The organism is Chroogloeocystis siderophila 5.2 s.c.1, from assembly GCF_001904655.1.
Lineage (GTDB): Bacteria > Cyanobacteriota > Cyanobacteriia > Cyanobacteriales > Chroococcidiopsidaceae > Chroogloeocystis > Chroogloeocystis siderophila.
The window spans coordinates 57,468-77,816 of record NZ_MRCC01000006.1; the positions used below are offsets into that span (position 1 = coordinate 57,468).

Here is a 20,349-nt window from a genome sequence, read left to right on the forward strand (position 1 = left end):
AGGATCAGGTTACTGTTTTCTCCATACATAAACACATTTTCTCAAGGGATCACGCCCATGATTTCCCATTTGCTGACTACTGTTACCCTTATCACCAGGCAAAACGAGAATATTTTCAACGATAAAACCTAGTTTCTCTGCAAAGTCAGAGAGGATCATATCCACTGAAATACTTACGCCGGAGTAACGCACATTGTCATTGACCATAAATAACAGTGCCCCAGGTTTGAGTACGCGAAAACATTCTTGTATGACACAAGCCATTTCATAAAAGTAACCTCTCACCATCCTGGGTATTCCGTTATTATTTAATACACCCTGGAGTTTCTGATTATCTAAATATTTTAGGATGGCTTGCAATAAAGGTTGTGAATTCGCAGTCTCTATAGCCAGGTTCCAATTTGGATTGATAGCCAATAGATCTTTCAAGCGATTTTCAACTGTGCAACTTAACATCTCCTGTCGGAGATTGATTAGTCCCTTTTCAGAAACATCTAACAATGCAAGCTCTAAGGCATAAGTACGAGTGTAGTCATATCGATTGCAATAGGGTGGAGACGTGATAACAGCGTCATAAATTGCATCAGGTAAAGTCGGCAGCAATTTTAGGCAAGATCCTTTAAGAAGTTTGATTTCACCTTGTGGTCTCCTAACTGAAAAAAGTTCTACCTGATGTGTAGGGGGTTCCAGATCATCAATAATTTCTTGGATTTTATTGGTAATAGCATAATCAAAATTTAGGATTTCACCTTTATTGAAAGGCTTTTTCCCCTGTCCACGACCGGAGCGATAATCCCAACGAAGATATTGTCCATCTTTGCGAGTGTAGCTTATAGACTCTAAAACACATAGTAGAGCAAAGAGCAAAACCTCTCGAACTCTTTCGCTCTCCTGATAACAAGCTCCGAGGTACTGCTCAATTGCTCTTTTATTTTCTGTAGAATAAGCTCCTTTTGTAATCCTAAATTCTGGTAAACAGAACTCTTTATCAGCCTGTTTCCATATTTGCGAACTCAACCAAGTTTTAAGACGTACAAGATCATCGAATGTAAATCCTGTATCAAGGGCTTTCTTCGTCTCAATAATTTGTTGACCAATTGGTAACAATTCAATGCCATCAGCATTAAGTCCCAAATCACTAGCGGCAAACAAAGCCGTTCCGCTACCTGCGAAGGGATCTAGAATCTTGCCCTGATTAAACCCGTATCTTTGAAATAAAAACTCAACAAGAGAAGCGGAGAAGGCTTCTTTGTACTTGTACCATCGATATATAGGTCTTGTTTTGTTAGCTTGAAAACTTACTAAAAGCCTAGTAAGTGCAGGCTGAACTAAAAACTTAGATTGGAAATGGTGCTGCAATTGCTGGTCAAGGTTGTCAATTTCCCTAAGAGCAATATTTTGCACTTCAGGAGCAATATCGGAGATGCTTGACAGACTTACCACAAGTATTAGTCCCCATGAAACACAGATCTGCTCATTATACCAGTGCTTCTAGGAGTCTGCCGAATCAAGGTTACATCGAATGACCTCTCAAGATTGCTCTAACAGATCTAACAGATATGTGAAAGCCACCTAACTATTAATAGACGGAATTTTTCTACCTAAGATCCCATACTGGGTGGATAGACAGAATGATTCGGTATATACCCCCAATTTAGTACTTATGCCGATATTTCCCTTATATTAAGCCGTTTAGGATGAATAGCAAGAATCTTTCCGCATATTTTCAGATCCCTTACGGAGATAAGTAAGTGTACTATTAAATACACAATACACTTACTTATTTCTATGCAGCCACCTCCTAAAAAATTGCTGGATCAGGTACGGGATGCGATTCGTCTCAAGCACTACGCCTACCGTACTGAAGAAACATACGTGCAGTGGATTCGCCGCTACATCCTGTTTCACAATAAGCGCCATCCAAAAGAGATGGGCAAAGCTGAAATTGAAGCATTCCTCACCTATTTAGCTGTCGAGGGGCAGGTTTCCGCTTCGACTCAAAATCAAGCGCTTAGTGCGCTGCTGTTTCTCTATCGCGAAGTGCTCAAGCTGGAAATGTCGGGCATTGATGCCGTTCGAGCGAAACGACCTCAGTACGTGCCTACCGTGTTGACCAAACAGGAGGCGATCGCCGTGATTCAGCAGTGTGACGGTATTTATCAACTGGTTGTGAAGCTACTCTACGGAAGTGGTCTTCGTTTAATCGAAGGGTTGCGCTTGCGAGTGAAGGATGTTGACTTTGCCCAACAGCAAATCGTGGTCAGAGATGGTAAAGGTAGCAAAAGCCGCGTGACAATGCTGCCATCGAGTGTCGCAGCAGAATTGCGAGATCATCTAGTGGGTGTTCAACGACAGCACCAACGAGACTTGAGTCGAGGGTTTGGGACCGTGAATCTGCCCTTTGCACTTGAGCGTAAATATCCAAATGCCAACCGAGAATGGATCTGGCAGTACGTATTTCCATCCAGTTCAATGACCAAAGATCCACGCAGTGGGTTAGTGTGCCGACATCACTTACATGAAAGTGGAGTACAAAAGGCGGTTAAACAAGCTGCAAGGGCTGTAAAGCTCACTAAGCGGATTGGCTGTCACACCTTCCGTCATAGCTTTGCCACTCATTTGTTAGAGAGCGGGTATGACATCCGCACGATTCAAGAACTGCTTGGGCATAAGGACGTTAAGACAACAATGATTTACACTCACGTTCTCAATCGTGGTGGAAAGAGTGTGCGAAGTCCACTTGATTTATAGCGATAAATTATGTCGAAATCATGATCGCAAGCATAATCTGATCTTGAGGCAATTCACTTACAATGCTGATCGACATAAGCTTTTATTTGTAGATACTTACTCAATAATTTATCACTGCATATTTTTTATGGTATCGGCTCAATTGTGGCAAGCAAACCAAGATTTAGCTCAAGCTTGTTTGAAACATCCGTTTGTGCAAGGTATCGGTAACGGTACGCTGGCGCGACATAAGTTTGCGTTTTATCTCGGACAAGATGCTTTTTTCTTAGAAGCTTTTGCCCGTGCTTATAGTATTGCAGCAGCGAAAGCACCCGATTGGGAAGGATTTGGTGTGTTTCATAATTTGGCGAATGGCGTATTAGAAGAACTGCGGTTGCACGCAAGTTATGCAGCGGCTTGGGATGTTGACTTGCGCGGTGTGAAACCTCAGCCTGCTACGCGGCGTTATACAGATTTTTTATTGGCAACGGCTTGGGGTAGCGATGTCGGGTTGATTGCAGTAGCGATGTTGCCTTGTATGCGTTTGTACGGTTTTTTAGGTCAGCAGCTAGCGCAAAATGGTATCGGTGAACATGCTTATAGTGAATGGATTCGGACTTATAGCGGTTCTGAGTTTGAGCAACTAGCGGTGCAATTAGAAAGTTTATGCGATCGCTATACCAGTGATACACCTTTAGCACATTCGACTTACCGTTACGCAATGTTGTGCGAACGCGATTTTTTTCAGGCTGCATGGGAAAATTCAGCGTCAGAGAAACTGTAAGATAGGGTTGCTCAAGTTACAATTGTCATTTCATTTATGCCGAATGCTCATGTGATCGGATTAGGAAAATCCGGTGTTGCCGCTGCACGATTGTTAAAACGGCAAGGTTGGGATGTAACATTGAGCGATCGCAACTTTGCTACTACTTTTGACCAAAAGCTCGAAAGTGAAGGAATTACGGTTAAAATCGGTTATTCTTGGCACCCTGATGCTGATGAATCGACTGAACTTGTGATTGTCAGTCCTGGGGTTCCTTGGGATATTCCAGCATTAATTGCCGCACGCGAGCGTGGTATTGAAACAATTGGTGAAATGGAATTGGCTTGGCGTAATTTGCGATCGCATCCTTGGGTAGCAATTACAGGAACCAATGGCAAAACAACGACGACGGCATTAATTGCAGCTATCTTTCAAACCGCAGGCTGGAGCGCTCCCGCGTGTGGCAATATCGGTTATGCAGCGTGCGAATTAGCTTTAGAATCAGCTAAACCCTTAGATTGGGTAATTGCAGAAATTAGTAGCTATCAAATTGAGTCTTCGTCTTCAATCGCGCCTCGCATTGGTGTTTGGACAACGTTTACACCCGATCACCTCAGTCGTCATTACACTTTAGAGAATTATTACAACATTAAAGCTCGTCTTTTGCGTCAAAGTGCGTTGCAAGTATTCAATGGTGATGATGCTTATTTGAGGGAAGTTGGTGCAGATTGGCAAGATGCATATTGGACAAGTGTTAAGGGAAAAGCGCATTTAATTGGAAATACCCCAGGAACCTATATAGAAGATGGTTGGGTTGTATTTCAAGGCGATCGCATTGTGCCAGTTTCGGCGTTACGCATGGTGGGAGAACACAATCACCAAAACCTCTTAATGGCGGTAGCAGCGGCGCGGTTAGCAGGAATTGATAAAGAAGCGATTACGCATGCTGTTGCTAATTTTCCTGGTGTTCCGCATCGTTTGGAACACATTTGCACAATTGCCGGAGTTGATTTTATTAATGACAGTAAAGCAACAAATTATGACGCGGCGCAAGTTGGTTTATCGGCGGTAGCTAGTCCTGTGATTTTGATTGCTGGGGGTGAAGCGAAAGCTGGTGATGATACAAGTTGGCTGCAAACAATTCAAGAAAAAGCTGCGGTTGTTTTACTCATTGGCAATGCTGTACCTCGTTTCGTGCAGCGATTGAAAGAGGTGGGATACTCTAACTACGAAATTGTTGAAACAATGGAAAAGGCTGTTTCAAGAGCTGCTGAATTAGCCCCACAAATGAATGCGCGTGTCGTGTTATTGTCGCCTGCATGTGCCAGTTTTGACCAATTTCAAAATTTTGAACAAAGAGGCGATCTCTTTCGCGAACTTTGCCTTGCTTTATTGTAATGCCATCAAGTATGACAGCTTGTCTTTTGACAAAGTTGATAAATCGTTGTAAATATTAAATTAATATCAAATTTTTGTGAGTACGCATTAATTTCTGTCTAGGTTAATTGATTGAAATTATTGGAAAAAATAAATATTTGGTATTAACTTATAACTCTTATTAATGAATAAATATTTAAGTTTTATTTTCAACAATGGTCTCCAAATTTATAATTACATTAGCTGCTTTATTTAGTTTTGCCAGTATTAATAATAGGGTAGAAAATAAAGAATATCAAAGTCTTATATCTCATAGCCCTAGCAGCCATAATCATGCGGATAACCACGATAAAATCATGGAAATTCCGTCAGGTCAAGCTGTACCAACAGTTGACTTGGTTGTACACAAAGATGCAATGAAGGGCTATAACCTAGAAGTTAAAGTGACTAATTTTCAATTTGCGCCAGAAAGAGTTAACACAGATGCAACTCCTGGAGAAGGTCACGGTCACATTTATATTAATAACAAAAAGCTTACACGCTTGTACGGCTCTTGGTACTATTTAGAAAACTTACAACCAGGAAGAAACGAGATTACAGTAAGTTTAAATGCTAATAATCATATGGCTCTAGCTCATAACGGCAAGCGAATTTTTGATACTGAAGTTGTTAATGTTCCTGGAGTGACTCAATCACAAAAATGATTAATGGTTGACCTATTGTTAATGATAACCATAGGTTTTCTAGGGAGTTTTGGACACTGTGTGGGAATGTGTGTTCCCTTGACGACAGCGTTTTCATTATCATTGACGCAGCAGCAAACTTCTCCCCTTTGGCAGCAACAGTTTACCTTCCATCTTTTACTCAATTTGGGTAGATTGCTAAGCTACACCTTAGTAGGTGCCGAAATTGGGGCTTTAGGTTCTGTCTTAATTGCTGGCGGACAAATGGTGGGGATGGTAGTTGGTTATGCCAGGGAATTGCAATTTTGACCTGGTTGATGCTGATTTGGTTTGGTATTGTTCAAGTTAAACCTCAATTTTTGCCGCGTCTACCGTTTCTGCATCCTTTGATTCAAGGAAATTTGCACAATCGCTTAAGTGCGGCAATGTTTCAAATGTCAGATATATTAAATCTTAAATTTCACAAATCCTACCTAACAAGCCTTTGCTTTCTAGTTACCAGTTGGGTTGGGAAGAAATTTATGTGCAACATCACCAACAACCTCCAGGAGAAACACCCAAAATTTGTGGACTTCATCACGTAGTTGTTGTACATCACAATCAGCAAGTCATGCAATCAGAACGGCTGTTTGATAAGCAAAGGAAGAAAGCACAGTATACCATTGGAGATATTGAAATTTTACCAGCAAATGTGCAATGTCAAGCGATTTGTGCTAAAGAAACAGAGTTCACTTTACTTTTTTTAGAGCCAAATTTTGTAGCTAGGATTGCTTATGAATCTATCTCTCCCGATTCTATTGAGATTAAGCCACACTTCCCAACTGCCGATCCTCTAATTTATCAAATTGGACTGTTGTTAAAGTCAGAAATCGCATCGAAGGGAGTATGCAGTCATCTTTATAGCGATTCTCTCAAAACTAATCTTGCAATTACTTTGCTGAGGCGTTACTCGGTTCGGAAGCTAGATTTAGAATATAATAATCGTTTTTCTAGAAAACAACTACAGCAAGTAGTTGAGTATATTATATTAATGATAATCTTGCTGAGGATTTATCACTTAAGGCGATCGCTTCAGTAGCACAAATGAGTCTTTATCACTTTGCTAGGTTATTTAAGCAATCAACTGAATTAACAACTCATCAATATGTCAATCAACGCAGGATTGCAGAAGCAAAGTTATTGTTAAGTAAGCAAATAGCCATTGCTGACATTTCTCAGCAGGTAGGTTTTTAAAATCAAAGCCAATTTACTAAAGTCTTCCACTAATATACAGGATTGACGCCTAAAACCTATCAAAAAGCTAGAAGTTAAATTACTTGCATTTGAGATTGTTACGCTATCGGTGATCAAATAGCATCAGATGTATAATCAATAATTCCGTTTATTTTTGATGATGTGAATTACTAACATACATTTTATAGTAGCAAAATTCAATTCTAAATTAGTAACAAGTTTCCACTTTCGCAAGATTTCACTATTTTTTAGCAAGAATTGACAAGACAGCACTAATCAATTTTCTCTAAAATAACCCGTATATAAACTACCGCGCAGATTTTTGACTTATCAAAAACTTGGTTGAGGTAATTGAATGAAAAATAGTACCATTGTTGACATAAAAGAATTTTATTTAGGTCGCATAGCGTGCATTAATTTCGATTTTAACAAACGTAATGCTTTCAGCTTAGAAAATACTCAATTCTTAAAAGAAGCACTTGATAAAGTACTGACTATCAAAAGTGTTCGATGTATGATTTCTAATAGCACCACCCCAGGTTATTTTTCAGATGGATTTTCATAGAAAGAAATGTTGGGAGACAATGCTCGTAGCAAATTGAAAAAAGGAGAAACATATATCTATGATCAGGTGGTAGATATTTATAGACATCTCATTGAGTGCCCAATTCGTACAATTGCTTTTGTGGATGGAAGTTGTCGCAGTGGCGGGAAGGTAATTTAAATGTTGCAAATTACTTTTTACTTACTGGTAATTATCTTTCTACCACTCAAGCAATGAATGTTGGACTGGTTGACACCAAAGTTGATAATATTCATGAAATGCTGGAACAATTTGCACAACCAATTGCTCGACATCCTCGTGCTTTGCTGATCAGAATGAAAAATTTTATTCATCTCAAAAAGTCAAAAATAGCTGCATAAATGCTTCTCGAAATTCGTTTCTTGATTCTCTCAAGGAAAGGATAAAAGACACTAAAATTGCTTGATAAAACTGAGGTGCAAAAATTGTTTTAATACACCTCGCTACAACTATAGACTCTTTTGATAACTATCCAAATAATAAATTGGTCATAAAAACAATGCCAATTGCACCAATTGCTAAACCACAAAGTCGCATGATTTGTCGATTTGGTGTTTTGTGAATAATCAAATTACCTATCGCACGCGCTAACATTGCTACACAATACTGAATTAAGCTAAATCCAAGTAAGTAAGCAACTAATGGCATCATTCCTGCACCGATGATGGCTTCTCCGTAAGCATAACCATGAAATAAACCAGCGATCGCACCTAAAATGAGTAACACAATCCAATTGGGTTTTCGCGGAATCGCTAGCATTGCGCCAAGGATGACTACCGATAATGCGATCGCAATTTCTGCTGCTGGTAAATCGAAGTTGAGTAAATGAATTCCAGTTCCGACAAGTGCGGCTAAAACAAATCCTGCTGGAATGATAGTACCGTTTACTTGACCTGCGGCGATTAATCCAATGGCAACAACAAACGCCAAATGATCCAAACCAATCACGGGATGCGCTAACCCTGAGATAAATCCCTCAAAGAAATTTGTTGGGGTTTTTCCTCCTGTGGCGTGATGTGCTAAAGCTGGTTGTGCTGTGATCAAAAATAGAAATCCTAGACTAGCACTCAAAACAAAAAGATTCAGTCGCCAAAATGGTGCAAAATGCTTACTGGACATACTTTATACCTCGCAGATAAATCGGTGATTGATACCTAGCTACTTTATGCAAAAATGATTCAAAACACAATGTTTTGCTTTATAGGCGATCGCCGCTTGGCGTAGAATCTCTTCAGCGGGTATTCTGACTTTAGATTTTGAGTTTTGAACTCTCAAGTTATGAAATTAGATTGACTCACTCAGAACTTCTTTCACAGTTGCGGGACAGCACCGGATTTACACCGGACTTTTGCCGTTACCTCTGGTTTTTCACCGAACCGATGGGAAAATCATTTTATCACTGTAGAGCAGTTACAACCGATTTAGTTTCGAGAAGTTTTATTGCAGTAATTCTTTCATCTGATGCTGATTCCACAATGTACGATATAGTCCTGGCTGCTGCAAAAGTTCAGCGTGAGTTCCTGTTTGTACAATTTGACCTTGATTCATCACAAAAATACGATCGGCAGTTGCGGCGGCAGACATTTGGTGCGAGATGAAGACAACGGTTTTTCGTTGTGTTCCGCGTGAAAGGTTGTTGAGAATTTTAGTTGCAGTTTGATTGTCTACGCTGGATAAAGCGTCGTCGAGAATTAATACGGGTGCATCGACTAATAAAGCTCTTGCTAAAGCAGTACGTTGTCGTTGTCCGCCAGAAAGTGTAATACCGCGTTCGCCCACTATGGTTTTATATTGTTGCGGAAAATTGAGAATTTCTGGGTGAATTTGAGCTTGTTTGGCACTATATTCGACTTCAGTTTGTTCGCTTAAAGGATCGCCGTAGCGAATATTATTTTTGATTGTGGTGCTGAATAAAAAACTATCTTGGGGAACGTAAGCGATCGCACTACGCAAATCTTGTAGTTTGATTTGAGTGATATCATTACCGTCCAAAAAGAGTTTTCCTGGTTCAATATCAAGCAGGCGTGGGATAGCATTTGCGAGTGTTGATTTTCCGGCACCAATAGGACCAACAACTGCTACAGTTTCTCCTGGTGTAATCTTAAAGCTAATTTCTTTTAACGCTGGTATTGTCGAACCAGGATAGGTAAAACTCAAGTTCCTGGCGATTAGTTCACCTCGGACATGTTGCGCTAGCGTGATCGACTCATTTGTGTCTTGAATTTTTGGCGATACAGTTAAAATTGATTCAATGCGATCAATGCTGACTTCGCCACGTTGATAAGCTGTAATTGTAAATCCCAATAGGGCAGTTGGAAAAACAAGTCGCTCGACGTATAGTATTAGAGCAATAAAATCACCTACAGAAAGAGTACCAGCTATCAGCTGTCCCGAACCTAGCCACAAGAGGATGAGTAAGCTGACGTAGGCAAGTCCACTGACAAGCGGAAACAAGGTATTGCGTGTTTTTGCTAACTTTAGATTCGCATCAAGTAACTGCTGATTTTTGTGGCGAAACGCACGGCGTTCGTTTTGCTCCTGAGCGTAAATTTTGATCAGGGCAATGCCACTCATGTCTTCTTGAATCAATTCACTGACAGTTGAGAGTTCTTCTTGCACCTGTTGCTGTTCTTTACGGAGGCGATCGCTAAATAGCTGCACGAGAAACATCATAACTGGGTAAACGGCGATCGCGGCTAGCGTGAGTTGCACGCTAATTGCCAGCATGACGGGAAGTGTTAAGGCATAAGCAAATATCGTATTCGCGATGCTCAAAACGGCAAATCCTAATAACCGTCGGATATTATCGACATCGCTCGTTGCACGGTTAATTAAATCACCTGCGGTATTCGCAGCAAAATAGGATGGCTCAAGCCTTAATAAATGTTCAAAAATTTTTTGTTTGAGGTCAAACTCAACTTGGCGTCCTACACCAAATAGCGCTACCCGCGAAATCATGCGGATGACCCACATGACGGAACTCAGCACAAAAATGAGTACGACATACTGAATAACTTGACCAAAGCTAAACGTAACTTGCAGCGTGTCAATAATGTTACGAATCAGTAAAGGGATATAAACTCCTAACGCATTAACGATTAATAAAGCCAAAATTCCTACTGTACACGTTCGCCAGTGAGGACGCAGATAGGTACCAAGTTTAGCGAGCCTAGAGTTTGCCATTAAAGCCTATAAAAAATAACTTTCTCATCCTAGAACTAGCATAAACAAGAGATTGGAGGTCGGGGATCAGAGTATTTAATCTTGCTTTAGCAAAAAAAATCCCCCACAGTGGTTGTGAGGGAATTAGATTAATCTTCTAAACAGCTAGTTAACCAAACTTACCAGCCGTTGAAGCAATCACAAACGCTGCGTACGTCAGAACATAGCCAACGGTGAAGTGTGCTAAACCAACTAAACGACCTTGAACGATGGACATAGCAACTGGCTTGTCTTTCCAACGAACCAAGCTTGCAAGTGGAGTCCGTTCGTGTGCCCAAACAAGAGTTTCAATTAACTCTTGCCAGTAGCCTCTCCAAGAGATCAAGAACATGAAGCCGGTTGCCCAAACAAGGTGTCCGAATAAGAACATCCAAGCCCAGACTGACAAGTTATTCATACCATATGGGTTGTACCCATTGATTAACTGTGCTGAGTACAACCATAGATAATCTCGCAGCCAGCCCATGAGATACGTAGAAGACTCATTAAACTGTGCGACGTTGCCTTGCCAAATACCTAGATGTTTCCAGTGCCAGTAGAAAGTTACCCATCCCACTGTGTTTAACGCCCAGAATAAAGCGAGGTAGAAGGCATCCCAAGCTGAGATATCGCAAGTACCGCCACGACCTGGACCATCACAAGGAAACGCATAACCAAAGTCTTTCTTGTCTGGCATGAGCTTGGAACCACGAGCGTCCAAAGCACCTTTAACCAGAACGAGAACTGTGGTGTGAATGCCTAGTGCAAAGGCATGGTGAACTAAGAAGTCACCAGGCCCAATTGTCAAGAATAACGAGTTAGTACCGTCATTAATTGCGTCTAACCAGCCTGGTAACCATGCAGCACCAGCAGTAGAAGCAACGCTATCTGGGTTAGATAGCAAGGTGTTCAAGCCGTACAGTACTTTACCGTGCGAAGCTTGAATGAATTGAGCAAATACTGGCTCAATCAAAATTTGCTTCTCAGGTGTACCGAAGGCAACTACTACGTCGTTGTGGACGTACAAACCCAAGGTGTGGAAACCTAGGAATAGTGATACCCAGCTTAAGTGCGAGATGATCGCTTCTTTGTGCTGTAGTACGCGGTCAAGAACGTTGCCTTTGTTTTGTTCTGCATCATAGTCACGTACCCAGAAGATACCTGCGTGCGCAAACGCACCTACCATCAGAAATACAGCAATGTATTGGTGATGAGTGTACAGCGCAGCTTGGGTAGTGAAATCTTGACCCATGAATGCATACGGAGGCAGTGCATACATATGCTGGGCTACCAAGGAAGTGATAGTTCCCAGTGCAGCAAGTGCCAAGGACAACTGGAAGTGTAGTGAGTTGTTAATTGTGTCGTACAACCCTTGGTGTGGCAGGTTGAACTGACCTTCAGTTTTGGTGCCAAAGAAATTCTTGGCATTGAGCATCTCTTTGATGCTGTGACCAATTCCAAAGTTTGTCCGGTACATATGACCGGCGATGATGAACAGCACTGCGATCGCTAAGTGGTGATGTGCCATATCCGTCAGCCATAGTGACTGCGTTTGCGGATGGAAGCCACCTAAGAAGGTAAGAATCGCAGTTCCTGATCCTTGTGACGTACCGAAAACATGATTTGCGGTGTCAGGGTTAGCAGCGTAAACGCCCCAATTCCCTGTAAAGAATGGTCTTAAGCCCTCTGGATGAGGAAGTGTTGTTAAGAAGTTATCCCAACCAACGTGTTGTCCGCGCGATTCAGGAATCGCGACGTGAACCAAGTGACCCGTCCAAGCAAGTGAGCTAACACCAAACAAACCTGCCAAGTGGTGATTGAGGCGTGGTTCTGCGCTCTTGAACCAAGACAAGCTAGGACGGAACTTAGGTTGCAGGTGCAACCAGCCAGCGAACAAGAATACACCAGCAAGTATTAATAGAAATACTGCACCGCTGTATAAGTCGTTGTTTGTCCGCATCCCAATGGTGTACCACCAGTGGTAGACACCAGAGTAAGCAATATTAACAGGGTATGTTGCGCCGGCTTGCGTAAACGCATCGACTGCGGCTTTACCGAAATGAGGGTCCCAAATTGCGTGGGCAATCGGACGAATATTGAGTGGATCTTTAATCCACTGTTCAAAGTTACCTTGCCAGGCTACGTGGAACAGGAGGCTGGAGGTCCACAAGAAAATGATCGCCACGTGACCAAAGTGAGTTGCGAAGAGTTTCTGATACAGATTCTCTTCGGTCATCCCGTCGTGGGTTTCAAAATCGTGGGCTGTGGCAATCCCGTACCACAGACGACGTGTTGTCGGGTCCTGTGCGAGATCCTGGCTAAATTTTGGAAATTTTGTTGCCATAGGTTTAGTGAATCCTCTGACCTTAAGCCATCAGCTGACATCGCACTGAAACGCTGTGCTGATGGCTAAATGCTAACCTACTGAAATTATGCGCGCCTCGAAGAACGCCCAGATTGTCACGATCGCTCCTAACAAGTAGTGAGCTACTCCTACCGCACGACCTTGGATAATACTAAGTGCGCGGGGTTGAATTGTTGGGGCGACCTTTAGTTTATTATGTGCCCAAACGATCGACTCGATGAGTTCTTGCCAATAGCCACGTCCGCTGAAGAGGAACATAAGGCTAAAAGCCCAAACAAAGTGAGCGCCTAAGAACAGCAGACCGTATGCAGAGAGTGCTGAACCGTAGGACTGAATCACTTGCGCTGCTTGCGCCCATTGATAGTCACGTAACCAACCGTTGATGGTATTTGCACTCATCGCAAAGTTACCACCCGTGATATGTGCTATGGTTCCGTCTGGGTCAATCGTTCCCCACACATCCGACTGCATCTTCCAGCTAAAGTGGTAGACTGCGATCGCAATGGTGTTAAACATCCAGAATAAACCTAAGAACACGTGATCCCAACCTGATACTTGACAGGTACCACCGCGACCTGGACCATCGCAGGGGAAGCGGAAACCAAGATTCGCTTTATCTGGAATCAAACGCGAGTTGCGAGCAAATAAGAAGCCCTTCAGTAGAATCAATACTGTAACGTGAATTTGGAAAGCATGGATGTGGTGGATCATGAAATCCGCCGTACCCAAGGCGATCGGCATCATGGCTATTTTGCCACCTACAGCAACCACACCACCACCGAAAGCGTAGCTTACAGGTTCCAGCGCGTTAGGTGCGGTAGAACCAGGTGCTAGGGTGTGGATGTTTTGAACGAACTGCGCAAACACAGGCTGCAATTGAATTGCAGTGTCCGAGAACATATCTTGCGGACGACCCAGCGCTTGCATTGTATCGTTGTGGATGTATAAACCAAAGCTGTGGAAACCAAGGAACATGCACACCCAGTTCAGGTGCGAAATAATCGCATCGCGGTGACGAATTACCCGATCTAGCACGTTGTTTTGGTTCACTGCTGGATCGTAATCACGCACCATAAAAATCGTCGCGTGGGCTGCTCCACCAACAATCAAGAAGCCGCCAATCCACATGTGGTGAGTGAAGATCGATAAGGCTGTGGCGTAGTCAGTTGCCAAGTACGGATAAGGAGGCATCGCGTACATGTGATGCGCCACGATAATTGTTAGCGAACCAAGCATCGCGAGGTTTGTACCTAGCTGGGCGTGCCACGACGTGGTCATATTCTCATAGAGACCTTTGTGTCCATCACCTGTGAAAGGACCTTTGTGGTTCTCTAAAATTTCTTTAATACTATGACCAATACCCCAGTTTGTGCGGTACATATGACCTGCAACGATGAATAGCACAGCCAAAGCTAAGTGATGGTGCGCTGTATCGGTCAACCATAAACCACCTGTTACAGGATTCAATCCACCCTTAAAGGTGAGAAAGTCAGCATATTGTCCCCAGTTCAATGTCCAGAAGGGCGTTAACCCTTGGGCAAAACTAGGATACAACTCTGCCATCAAACTATTATTCAGGATGAATTCGTGGGGTAAGGGAATATCCTTTGGTGCTACTCCAGCATCCAATAGCTTATTGACTGGTAAAGCTACGTGAATTTGGTGACCTGCCCAAGATAAACAGCCTAAGCCCAGTAGACCTGCCAAATGGTGGTTCAGCATCGACTCCGCATTCTGGAACCATTCCAACTTAGGAGCGCGCTTATGGTAGTGAAACCAGCCAGCAAATAGCATCAAAGCTGCTGCCACTAAACCACCAATCGCAGTTACGTATAGCTGGAAGGAATTGGTAAAACCAGCACCACGCCAAACTTGGAATAATCCAGAGGTGATTTGGATGCCGTGGAAACCACCACCAACGTCGGCGTTAAGAATATCTTGACCAACAATTGACCAAACAACTTGCGCACTTGGCTTAATCCCAATTGGATCACTTAGCCAAGCTTCGTAGTTTGAAAAGCGAGCGCCATGAAACTCCATGCCGCTCAACCAGAGGAAGATCACAGCCAGCTGACCAAAATGTGCCGCAAAGATTTTGCGCGAGATATCTTCTAGGTCGCTGGTATGAGTATCAAAATCATGGGCGAGAGCGTGTAGGTTCCAAATCCAGGTTGTTGTTTTTGGACCTTTAGCTAAGGTGCGGTCAAAGTGACCAGGCTGTCCCCATCTTTCAAATGAAGTAGGTACAGGGTCGTTATCGACGATAACCCTTGCCTTTTTTTCCTCTCGCTCCGGAGGACTCATCGTCATTTAGACTCTCCTCTCTAGACAAGGAAACAGAACTTGTGGACACCACCAGCTGTCTTCGGGCTGAATCATCCTATCTTCCTCAAATTAGGAGTCCGGTTGACCCAGCAATGAAGGTCACTCGTGGAAAGTGCTTTCTGATGAATTATAGGGTCATGATTACCTGAGTGTTGAAAGTTTTTTAACAATAATTCAAAAACCCTGGAGAGCAAGTCAATTCTGCTATGTGAGTTCAAACCAGTGGAAAAAAAGTCAAGAGTATCTTCATATAATTTACAAAGCTCAAACATTCGTAAAACTTATACTTCAAAAATAAATACTGTGCGTATAAAGTAAAGAATTGTTAATAAAAAGACTAAAAGTTCTGCCACTCAGTGATTTTGCCGCGTACTTCTGCTCATTTTTTGATTTATATTTGCTACCTATTTGCTCCTGCTATTTTTACCACTGTCATACTAGTAACTATTACTGAGAATCAAATCGAGATAGCAGTAATACATTAGGAAAGTTTGACGTCAGTTGCGAGGATTCAGCGACGTGTTGGATATAAATTGGTGGCAAAAAGTTATCAAAACAGTTGTGTCATTTTTACTGATAGGGCTAATTGTCTTGAGTTTAATTAGTTGTGGCGATCGCTTCACCGAGGAAGCACGCAACCCTAACGACACGCGCTTAGCTTCTAGTATTGCACCACATTCCACGAAGATCGCCGAAGTCTCTCCACCTGAAGTGATTCAGCAGCTACGTCAAACCTTAGAAGCTCGCCGCCCACAAGTATCTATCTTGAGTCCGCAGCCCGACGAAATTTTGCAAGACGATACAATTAACGTCCGCTTGCAGGTTCAAGATTTACAAATCTTTAAAAACAAAAAACTAAATTTAGGTCCTCACCTCAAAGTCATCTTAGATAACCAGCCCTACATAAATGTTTACAATCTCAACGAGCCACTTGTTTTGTCAGATTTAGCTCCAGGAACGCATACTCTACGTGTTTTTGCTACTTATCCTTGGAATGAAAGCTTCAAGAATGAAGGAGCTTACGCCCAAACGACTTTCCATATCTTCACGAAGGATCACAATAATAGCCCTAATTTTGAAAAACCACTGCTAACATACAACACGCCTCAAGGAACAGTGAGCGCGGAACCAGTTCTCCTCGATTTTTACCTAACTAATGCGCCGTTACATCTTGTTGCTCAAGCAAAACAACAAGGAAATATTGCTGATTGGCGTATTCGCTGCACAATTAACGGAGAAAGCTTTATTATTGATCGCTGGCAACCGCTTTATCTTCAAGGTTTGCAACCTGGTAGAAACTGGGTTCAGCTAGAGTTTATTGACGAGCAAGGTAACTCTTTGCCGAATGTTTTTAACAATACAGTTCGACTCGTCACGTATGATCCTACAGCAACGGATACACTAGGAAAGTTAGTTAAAGGACAAATATCAGTCGTCGAAGCACGTGGTATTGTCGATCCAAATTACATTAATGAGTCTCCTAGCGTTGAACCTACTTCTACACCATCACCCTTACCAGTACCCGAAGTTATACCCTCCTCAGAAGTAGAACGAGAACTTCCACAACAAGCACCATCAGACGAAACAGAAGTTCAACAACCGCAGCAGGAAACTGAAACAGAATCAACCGAACCAGCAATCAAAGGTGATTCCAATTTAGAACGCCAAAATTGCTTTCGGCGTCGTGAAATCGAGCCTACTCCCAGCGTGAAACCTGTAGAACCGGAACTACCTGATGAATACAAGGAAACAATCCCCGAAAAGCTAGAGATTCCTGCGTCAACGCAAGCTATACCGGAGATAGAAACTTTAGAACCACCAAGTTCACCTGAAGCCGAACCAGCGATCGCACCATCAGAACAAACTTCTCCAGAAGCATCAGAACCTACACCAGTGCTAAAACGTACACAACCCTTACAGAAACCAGGTGGATTTTTCAATCGCTTCCGGCGTCGTTCAGAAACTCAAGTATCGCCTCAACCACCATTAACGCCAGAAATTGACTTATCACCATCACCATCAGAAGATGTTATCCCTCCAAATGCAATAGAGGAAGAATTAAAACCAGCTGTTACAGACGATAAAGTACAACTAAAACCGCATATGTAAAAAGAGGTTAATCTAAATTTACTTTTTAGACTGGGCGATCACGCTGCACAATTGCAAACTTTCTAACCCCAGGGAGAAGATGTTATTCCTAAAAAAGTAAAAAGTTAGAAAGTTACAATCCAAGATCAACGGATGGAGAGGAAAATGAAATCAATGATAAATTGGTTAAAAAATGTAGGATTGCGTCACATTATTACAGTTTTCCTGGTAGCTATAACATTTTTGGTAGCTCCAGTTTTCAATCAAAGTGTACTTCTACAAGCCCAGGCTGCTCCTGCTAATCCAGAATTAGACGAAAATCCTGTCACGAGTGAAACGATGAAGCGCATCAAAGAAAAAGCTGAAGATTTTGGTGATAGCGCTGATCGCCCCATAGGTGACACAGGTTTAAAGAATATTAAAAAGCTTGGAGAAAATATTCCTGAAACTTTAGAACTGAAGGCACGTCAGACAGGTGTAACCTTTAATCCAAATAAGGCAGACAAGAAAGCTGCTATGGAAGAAGCTCAAAGCAAAGTTGAGAACAAATAAAACATGTAGATCAAAGTCTAGTACTTTTGAACTTCTTAGACCTTTTATAACTGAATCTGTAACCTGGAATTGACACTGTAGTTCACTATCGTGCAATCGGTTCCAGGTTATTTAATTTAGTTGCGCTGCCGTTTTGCCAAATTTACGATAAATGAAAAGAAAGCATACGATGCGAGTAAGAGCGCCAGAATTACCACAAAACCAAGCTTGGCTGAATGTTAAATCTCCTCTATCACTACAGCGACTGCGAGGTCAAGTTATTATTTTAGACTTTTGGACGTACTGCTGTATCAACTGCTTGCACGTCCTGCCAGATTTAAAATGTCTCGAACGCAAATACAAGGATAACCTTACAGTAATTGGGATTCATTCGGCTAAGTTTGATAACGAGAAACAGGTCGAGAATATCCGCCAAGCCATCTTGCGCTACGATATTGAACATCCAGTCCTCGTTGACAGTGGTTTTAAAGTTTGGCAGCAATATGCAGTGCGTGCTTGGCCGACTTTAATGATAATTGATCCTGAAGGCTACGTAGTTAGTCATGTATCTGGTGAAGGTCATCGCGATACCATAGACCAATTAGTAGCGCAGTTAATTCAAAAACATCAAAAAAAAGGGACATTTGCGGCGCAAGCACTCGATGTAACTTCAGAGAAACAACGTCAACCACTAGTAAACCCGTTAGCTTTCCCAGGTAAAGTTTTAGCCACAACAAGCAATTTATTCATTGCTGATTCTGGTCATCATCGCATCGTTGTAAGTACTTTAGAGGGAGAGTTGCAGTATGTCATTGGCACGGGTAAACCTGGATTGCGCGACGGTTCGTTTAGTGAAGCGCAATTTTTTAGTCCTCAAGGAATGTCTTTTGATACCGAAGAGCAACTTTTGTATGTAGCTGACACAGATAATCATGCAATACGCCGAATTGATTTCCAGCGTCAAGTTGTGGAAGTCATCGCAGGTACAGGCGACAAAAGCCGCAATATCCAACCGTATCACGGTGCTGGAGTAGCAACCCCGCTTAATTCTCCTTGGGATATCCAACAAGTAGGCAATTCTTTATTTATCGCGATGGCAGGTTCGCACCAAATTTGGGAGTTACAATTAGAAACGTTGGCGATCGCAACTTATGCTGGTAGAGGTGCAGAAGCTTGTATTGATGGCGCTTTAGCAGAATCAGCTTTTGCTCAACCTAGTGGAATCACGACTGATAGTAAAGACTTGTATATTGCAGATAGTGAAGTCAGTTCGATTCGTCGCATCAGTTTGGAAAATTCACAAGTGACAATCTTATGTGGTAGTGGTGAGTTATTTGGCTTTGGTGATGTTGATGGCGTTGGGGCAGAAGTACGCTTACAACACTGTTTAGGCGTAGAATCTTTCCAAGAACAATTATGGATTGCAGACACCTATAACCACAAAATTAAGCGAGTAGATCCTCATACGGGTATTTGTCAAACTGTACTAGGAGATGCAGCAGGCCGCGATGACAAAGAAAGTACTCAATTCTCTGAACCTTCTGGGCTAAGCGGGATAGGTTCTTACATCTTTGTTGCTGATACGAACAACCATGCGATTCGACGTATAAACGTTAGTACGCTAGAAATCACAACTATGTATTTTCCAAAACTATGTGCTCCAGACTTATGCTTTCCTGTCGAGAAGGATTTTCATATTAATAAAAATTAAATCTCCTACCTCAAAATGATGCATTGAGATAGGAGAATCTTAAATACAAGGAATTGTTTGATAGCTGTTGTGATGAGTGTAAATTCTACTATGGTATAGTATTAGACTATAAGTTACTTTTGTTGAGTTTCCGCTTGATTTTGCATACGCGAAACAACGTTATAGTCATCTGCACCTGCTGGGGTTCTAGACTCTAGAATACCTTCTGTAGGACCGCCTACAGCTTTCCATGCAGGAAGTCCACCTTTGAGTTCTGATACATGTTCAAATCCAGCAGCGCGGAGTTGTTGTGCTGCTTGCGCTGTTTGTTCGTCAGTTTCACCATAGATGTATAAATCGCGACTTTTAGCTAGTGAACTTTCAGCGCGGTCTACCAATTCATCTACAGGCATTGACATTGCGCCCATGATGTGACCATCGTTGTAAGTGTTACGATCACGTATGTCTAAAATAGTGAATGCTGGTTCGCCCCATTCTAAACGCGACTTAAGTTCATGTACATTAGACTGAGGTTCAATAGGTGGTTGTTCTGGAATTATACCGCCTAAAGGATTGTTCATATAAGGTTCCTCTCTTATCTGCTCATTCGCAATTTACCAAGTAATACAAGCTAGACGATCTTTCTTTAGAATGAACGTTTGTAATATCTTTCTTTAGGAATAGTTCGAATTCTCAAACAAATGCGTGTTAATTTTTATTAATTTGTAGTTTATTTATTATTGACTTTTTGTACACGTTACGAGAAACAAAATCACAGCG

17 protein-coding genes and 1 riboswitch are annotated in these 20,349 nt (G+C 42.1%); of the genes, 11 read left to right on the forward strand and 6 right to left on the reverse strand.

What is annotated here, in order from left to right:
- Positions 1–9: 9 nt before the first annotated feature.
- Positions 10–1,443, reverse strand: coding sequence for a DNA modification methylase (locus NIES1031_RS08390; protein ID WP_073548997.1), 1,434 nt, complete (start codon positions 1,441–1,443; stop codon positions 10–12).
- Positions 1,444–1,788: 345 nt separating this feature from the next.
- On the opposite strand from NIES1031_RS08390, the gene NIES1031_RS08395 reads away from it, so the two are divergent.
- The 8 genes from NIES1031_RS08395 to NIES1031_RS24255 all read left to right on the forward strand — a co-directional run bounded on the left by NIES1031_RS08395 (position 1,789) and on the right by NIES1031_RS24255 (position 7,710).
- Positions 1,789–2,751 (forward strand): integron integrase, encoded by a 963-nt coding sequence (locus NIES1031_RS08395; protein WP_073548998.1) that lies wholly within the window; start codon positions 1,789–1,791, stop codon positions 2,749–2,751.
- 127 nt (positions 2,752–2,878) lie between these two features.
- A complete protein-coding gene (locus NIES1031_RS08400) occupies positions 2,879–3,514 on the forward strand; it encodes a TenA family protein (RefSeq protein ID WP_073548999.1) in 636 nt (211 codons plus the stop codon).
- A gap of 36 nt (positions 3,515–3,550) precedes the next feature.
- A complete protein-coding gene (gene murD / locus NIES1031_RS08405) occupies positions 3,551–4,891 on the forward strand; it encodes a UDP-N-acetylmuramoyl-L-alanine--D-glutamate ligase (RefSeq protein WP_073549000.1) in 1,341 nt (446 codons plus the stop codon).
- Positions 4,892–5,085: 194 nt separating this feature from the next.
- Entirely contained in the window at positions 5,086–5,574 is a 489-nt protein-coding gene (locus tag NIES1031_RS08410; RefSeq protein ID WP_073549001.1) for a hypothetical protein, read from the forward strand.
- Between the two features lie 21 nt (positions 5,575–5,595).
- Positions 5,596–5,862, forward strand: a complete 267-nt coding sequence (locus NIES1031_RS24815) for an urease accessory protein UreH domain-containing protein (RefSeq protein WP_218596708.1) — start codon at positions 5,596–5,598, stop codon at positions 5,860–5,862.
- A 301-nt stretch (positions 5,863–6,163) separates the two neighbouring features.
- Positions 6,164–6,631: a hypothetical protein gene (locus tag NIES1031_RS23230; RefSeq protein ID WP_084544280.1), complete on the forward strand. Its 468-nt coding sequence runs from the start codon at positions 6,164–6,166 to the stop codon at positions 6,629–6,631.
- 5 nt (positions 6,632–6,636) lie between these two features.
- Complete coding sequence (locus NIES1031_RS26340; protein WP_178378085.1) at positions 6,637–6,786, forward strand: helix-turn-helix domain-containing protein; 150 nt, start codon at positions 6,637–6,639, stop codon at positions 6,784–6,786.
- Between the two features lie 777 nt (positions 6,787–7,563).
- Positions 7,564–7,710, forward strand: a complete 147-nt coding sequence (locus NIES1031_RS24255; RefSeq protein WP_178378086.1) for a hypothetical protein — start codon at positions 7,564–7,566, stop codon at positions 7,708–7,710.
- A 127-nt stretch (positions 7,711–7,837) separates the two neighbouring features.
- On the opposite strand, the gene NIES1031_RS08435 is transcribed toward NIES1031_RS24255, so the two are convergent.
- The 4 genes from NIES1031_RS08435 to psaA form a co-directional block, all read right to left on the reverse strand.
- Positions 7,838–8,488, reverse strand: coding sequence for a HupE/UreJ family protein (locus tag NIES1031_RS08435; RefSeq protein WP_073549005.1), 651 nt, complete (start codon positions 8,486–8,488; stop codon positions 7,838–7,840).
- Positions 8,489–8,585: 97 nt separating this feature from the next.
- Positions 8,586–8,765: riboswitch (cobalamin riboswitch) on the reverse strand.
- A gap of 41 nt (positions 8,766–8,806) precedes the next feature.
- Entirely contained in the window at positions 8,807–10,552 is a 1,746-nt protein-coding gene (locus NIES1031_RS08440) for an ABC transporter ATP-binding protein (RefSeq protein ID WP_073549006.1), read from the reverse strand.
- 148 nt (positions 10,553–10,700) lie between these two features.
- A complete protein-coding gene (gene psaB / locus NIES1031_RS08445) occupies positions 10,701–12,914 on the reverse strand; it encodes a photosystem I core protein PsaB (protein ID WP_073549007.1) in 2,214 nt (737 codons plus the stop codon).
- A gap of 72 nt (positions 12,915–12,986) precedes the next feature.
- Complete coding sequence (psaA, locus tag NIES1031_RS08450; protein WP_073549008.1) at positions 12,987–15,245, reverse strand: photosystem I core protein PsaA; 2,259 nt, start codon at positions 15,243–15,245, stop codon at positions 12,987–12,989.
- 534 nt (positions 15,246–15,779) lie between these two features.
- Between psaA and NIES1031_RS08455 the strand changes: the two genes are divergently transcribed.
- The 3 genes from NIES1031_RS08455 (at position 15,780) to NIES1031_RS08465 (ending at position 19,590) form a co-directional block, all read left to right on the forward strand.
- Complete coding sequence (locus tag NIES1031_RS08455) at positions 15,780–17,369, forward strand: hypothetical protein (RefSeq protein ID WP_073549009.1); 1,590 nt, start codon at positions 15,780–15,782, stop codon at positions 17,367–17,369.
- Positions 17,370–17,513: 144 nt separating this feature from the next.
- Entirely contained in the window at positions 17,514–17,900 is a 387-nt protein-coding gene (locus NIES1031_RS08460) for a hypothetical protein (protein WP_073549156.1), read from the forward strand.
- Positions 17,901–18,069: 169 nt separating this feature from the next.
- Positions 18,070–19,590 carry a thioredoxin-like domain-containing protein gene (locus NIES1031_RS08465; RefSeq protein WP_143167736.1) on the forward strand — a complete coding sequence of 507 codons (1,521 nt, stop codon included), beginning with the start codon at positions 18,070–18,072 and terminating at the stop codon, positions 19,588–19,590.
- A gap of 113 nt (positions 19,591–19,703) precedes the next feature.
- Here NIES1031_RS08465 and NIES1031_RS08470 read toward each other — a convergent pair whose 3' ends face one another.
- Positions 19,704–20,150, reverse strand: coding sequence for a rhodanese-like domain-containing protein (locus NIES1031_RS08470; RefSeq protein ID WP_073549011.1), 447 nt, complete (start codon positions 20,148–20,150; stop codon positions 19,704–19,706).
- Positions 20,151–20,349 lie beyond the last annotated feature (199 nt).

Excerpts from the sequence above, each read along its gene's own strand:
- NIES1031_RS08465 (WP_143167736.1), top strand. The coding sequence starts at position 18,070 with ATGCGAGTAAGAGCGCCAGAATTACCACAAAACCAAGCTTGGCTGAAT.
- psaB (WP_073549007.1), bottom strand. The coding sequence starts at position 12,914 with ATGGCAACAAAATTTCCAAAATTTAGCCAGGATCTCGCACAGGACCCG.
- NIES1031_RS08410 (WP_073549001.1), top strand. The coding sequence starts at position 5,086 with ATGGTCTCCAAATTTATAATTACATTAGCTGCTTTATTTAGTTTTGCC.
- NIES1031_RS08400 (WP_073548999.1), top strand. The coding sequence starts at position 2,879 with ATGGTATCGGCTCAATTGTGGCAAGCAAACCAAGATTTAGCTCAAGCT.
- NIES1031_RS26340 (WP_178378085.1), top strand. The coding sequence starts at position 6,637 with ATGAGTCTTTATCACTTTGCTAGGTTATTTAAGCAATCAACTGAATTA.
- NIES1031_RS08395 (WP_073548998.1), top strand. The coding sequence starts at position 1,789 with ATGCAGCCACCTCCTAAAAAATTGCTGGATCAGGTACGGGATGCGATT.
- murD (WP_073549000.1), top strand. The coding sequence starts at position 3,551 with ATGCCGAATGCTCATGTGATCGGATTAGGAAAATCCGGTGTTGCCGCT.
- NIES1031_RS23230 (WP_084544280.1), top strand. The coding sequence starts at position 6,164 with ATGCAATCAGAACGGCTGTTTGATAAGCAAAGGAAGAAAGCACAGTAT.
- NIES1031_RS08435 (WP_073549005.1), bottom strand. The coding sequence starts at position 8,488 with ATGTCCAGTAAGCATTTTGCACCATTTTGGCGACTGAATCTTTTTGTT.
- NIES1031_RS08470 (WP_073549011.1), bottom strand. The coding sequence starts at position 20,150 with ATGAACAATCCTTTAGGCGGTATAATTCCAGAACAACCACCTATTGAA.
- psaA (WP_073549008.1), bottom strand. The coding sequence starts at position 15,245 with ATGACGATGAGTCCTCCGGAGCGAGAGGAAAAAAAGGCAAGGGTTATC.
- NIES1031_RS24255 (WP_178378086.1), top strand. The coding sequence starts at position 7,564 with ATGAATGTTGGACTGGTTGACACCAAAGTTGATAATATTCATGAAATG.
- NIES1031_RS24815 (WP_218596708.1), top strand. The coding sequence starts at position 5,596 with ATGATAACCATAGGTTTTCTAGGGAGTTTTGGACACTGTGTGGGAATG.
- NIES1031_RS08460 (WP_073549156.1), top strand. The coding sequence starts at position 17,514 with ATGAAATCAATGATAAATTGGTTAAAAAATGTAGGATTGCGTCACATT.
- NIES1031_RS08440 (WP_073549006.1), bottom strand. The coding sequence starts at position 10,552 with ATGGCAAACTCTAGGCTCGCTAAACTTGGTACCTATCTGCGTCCTCAC.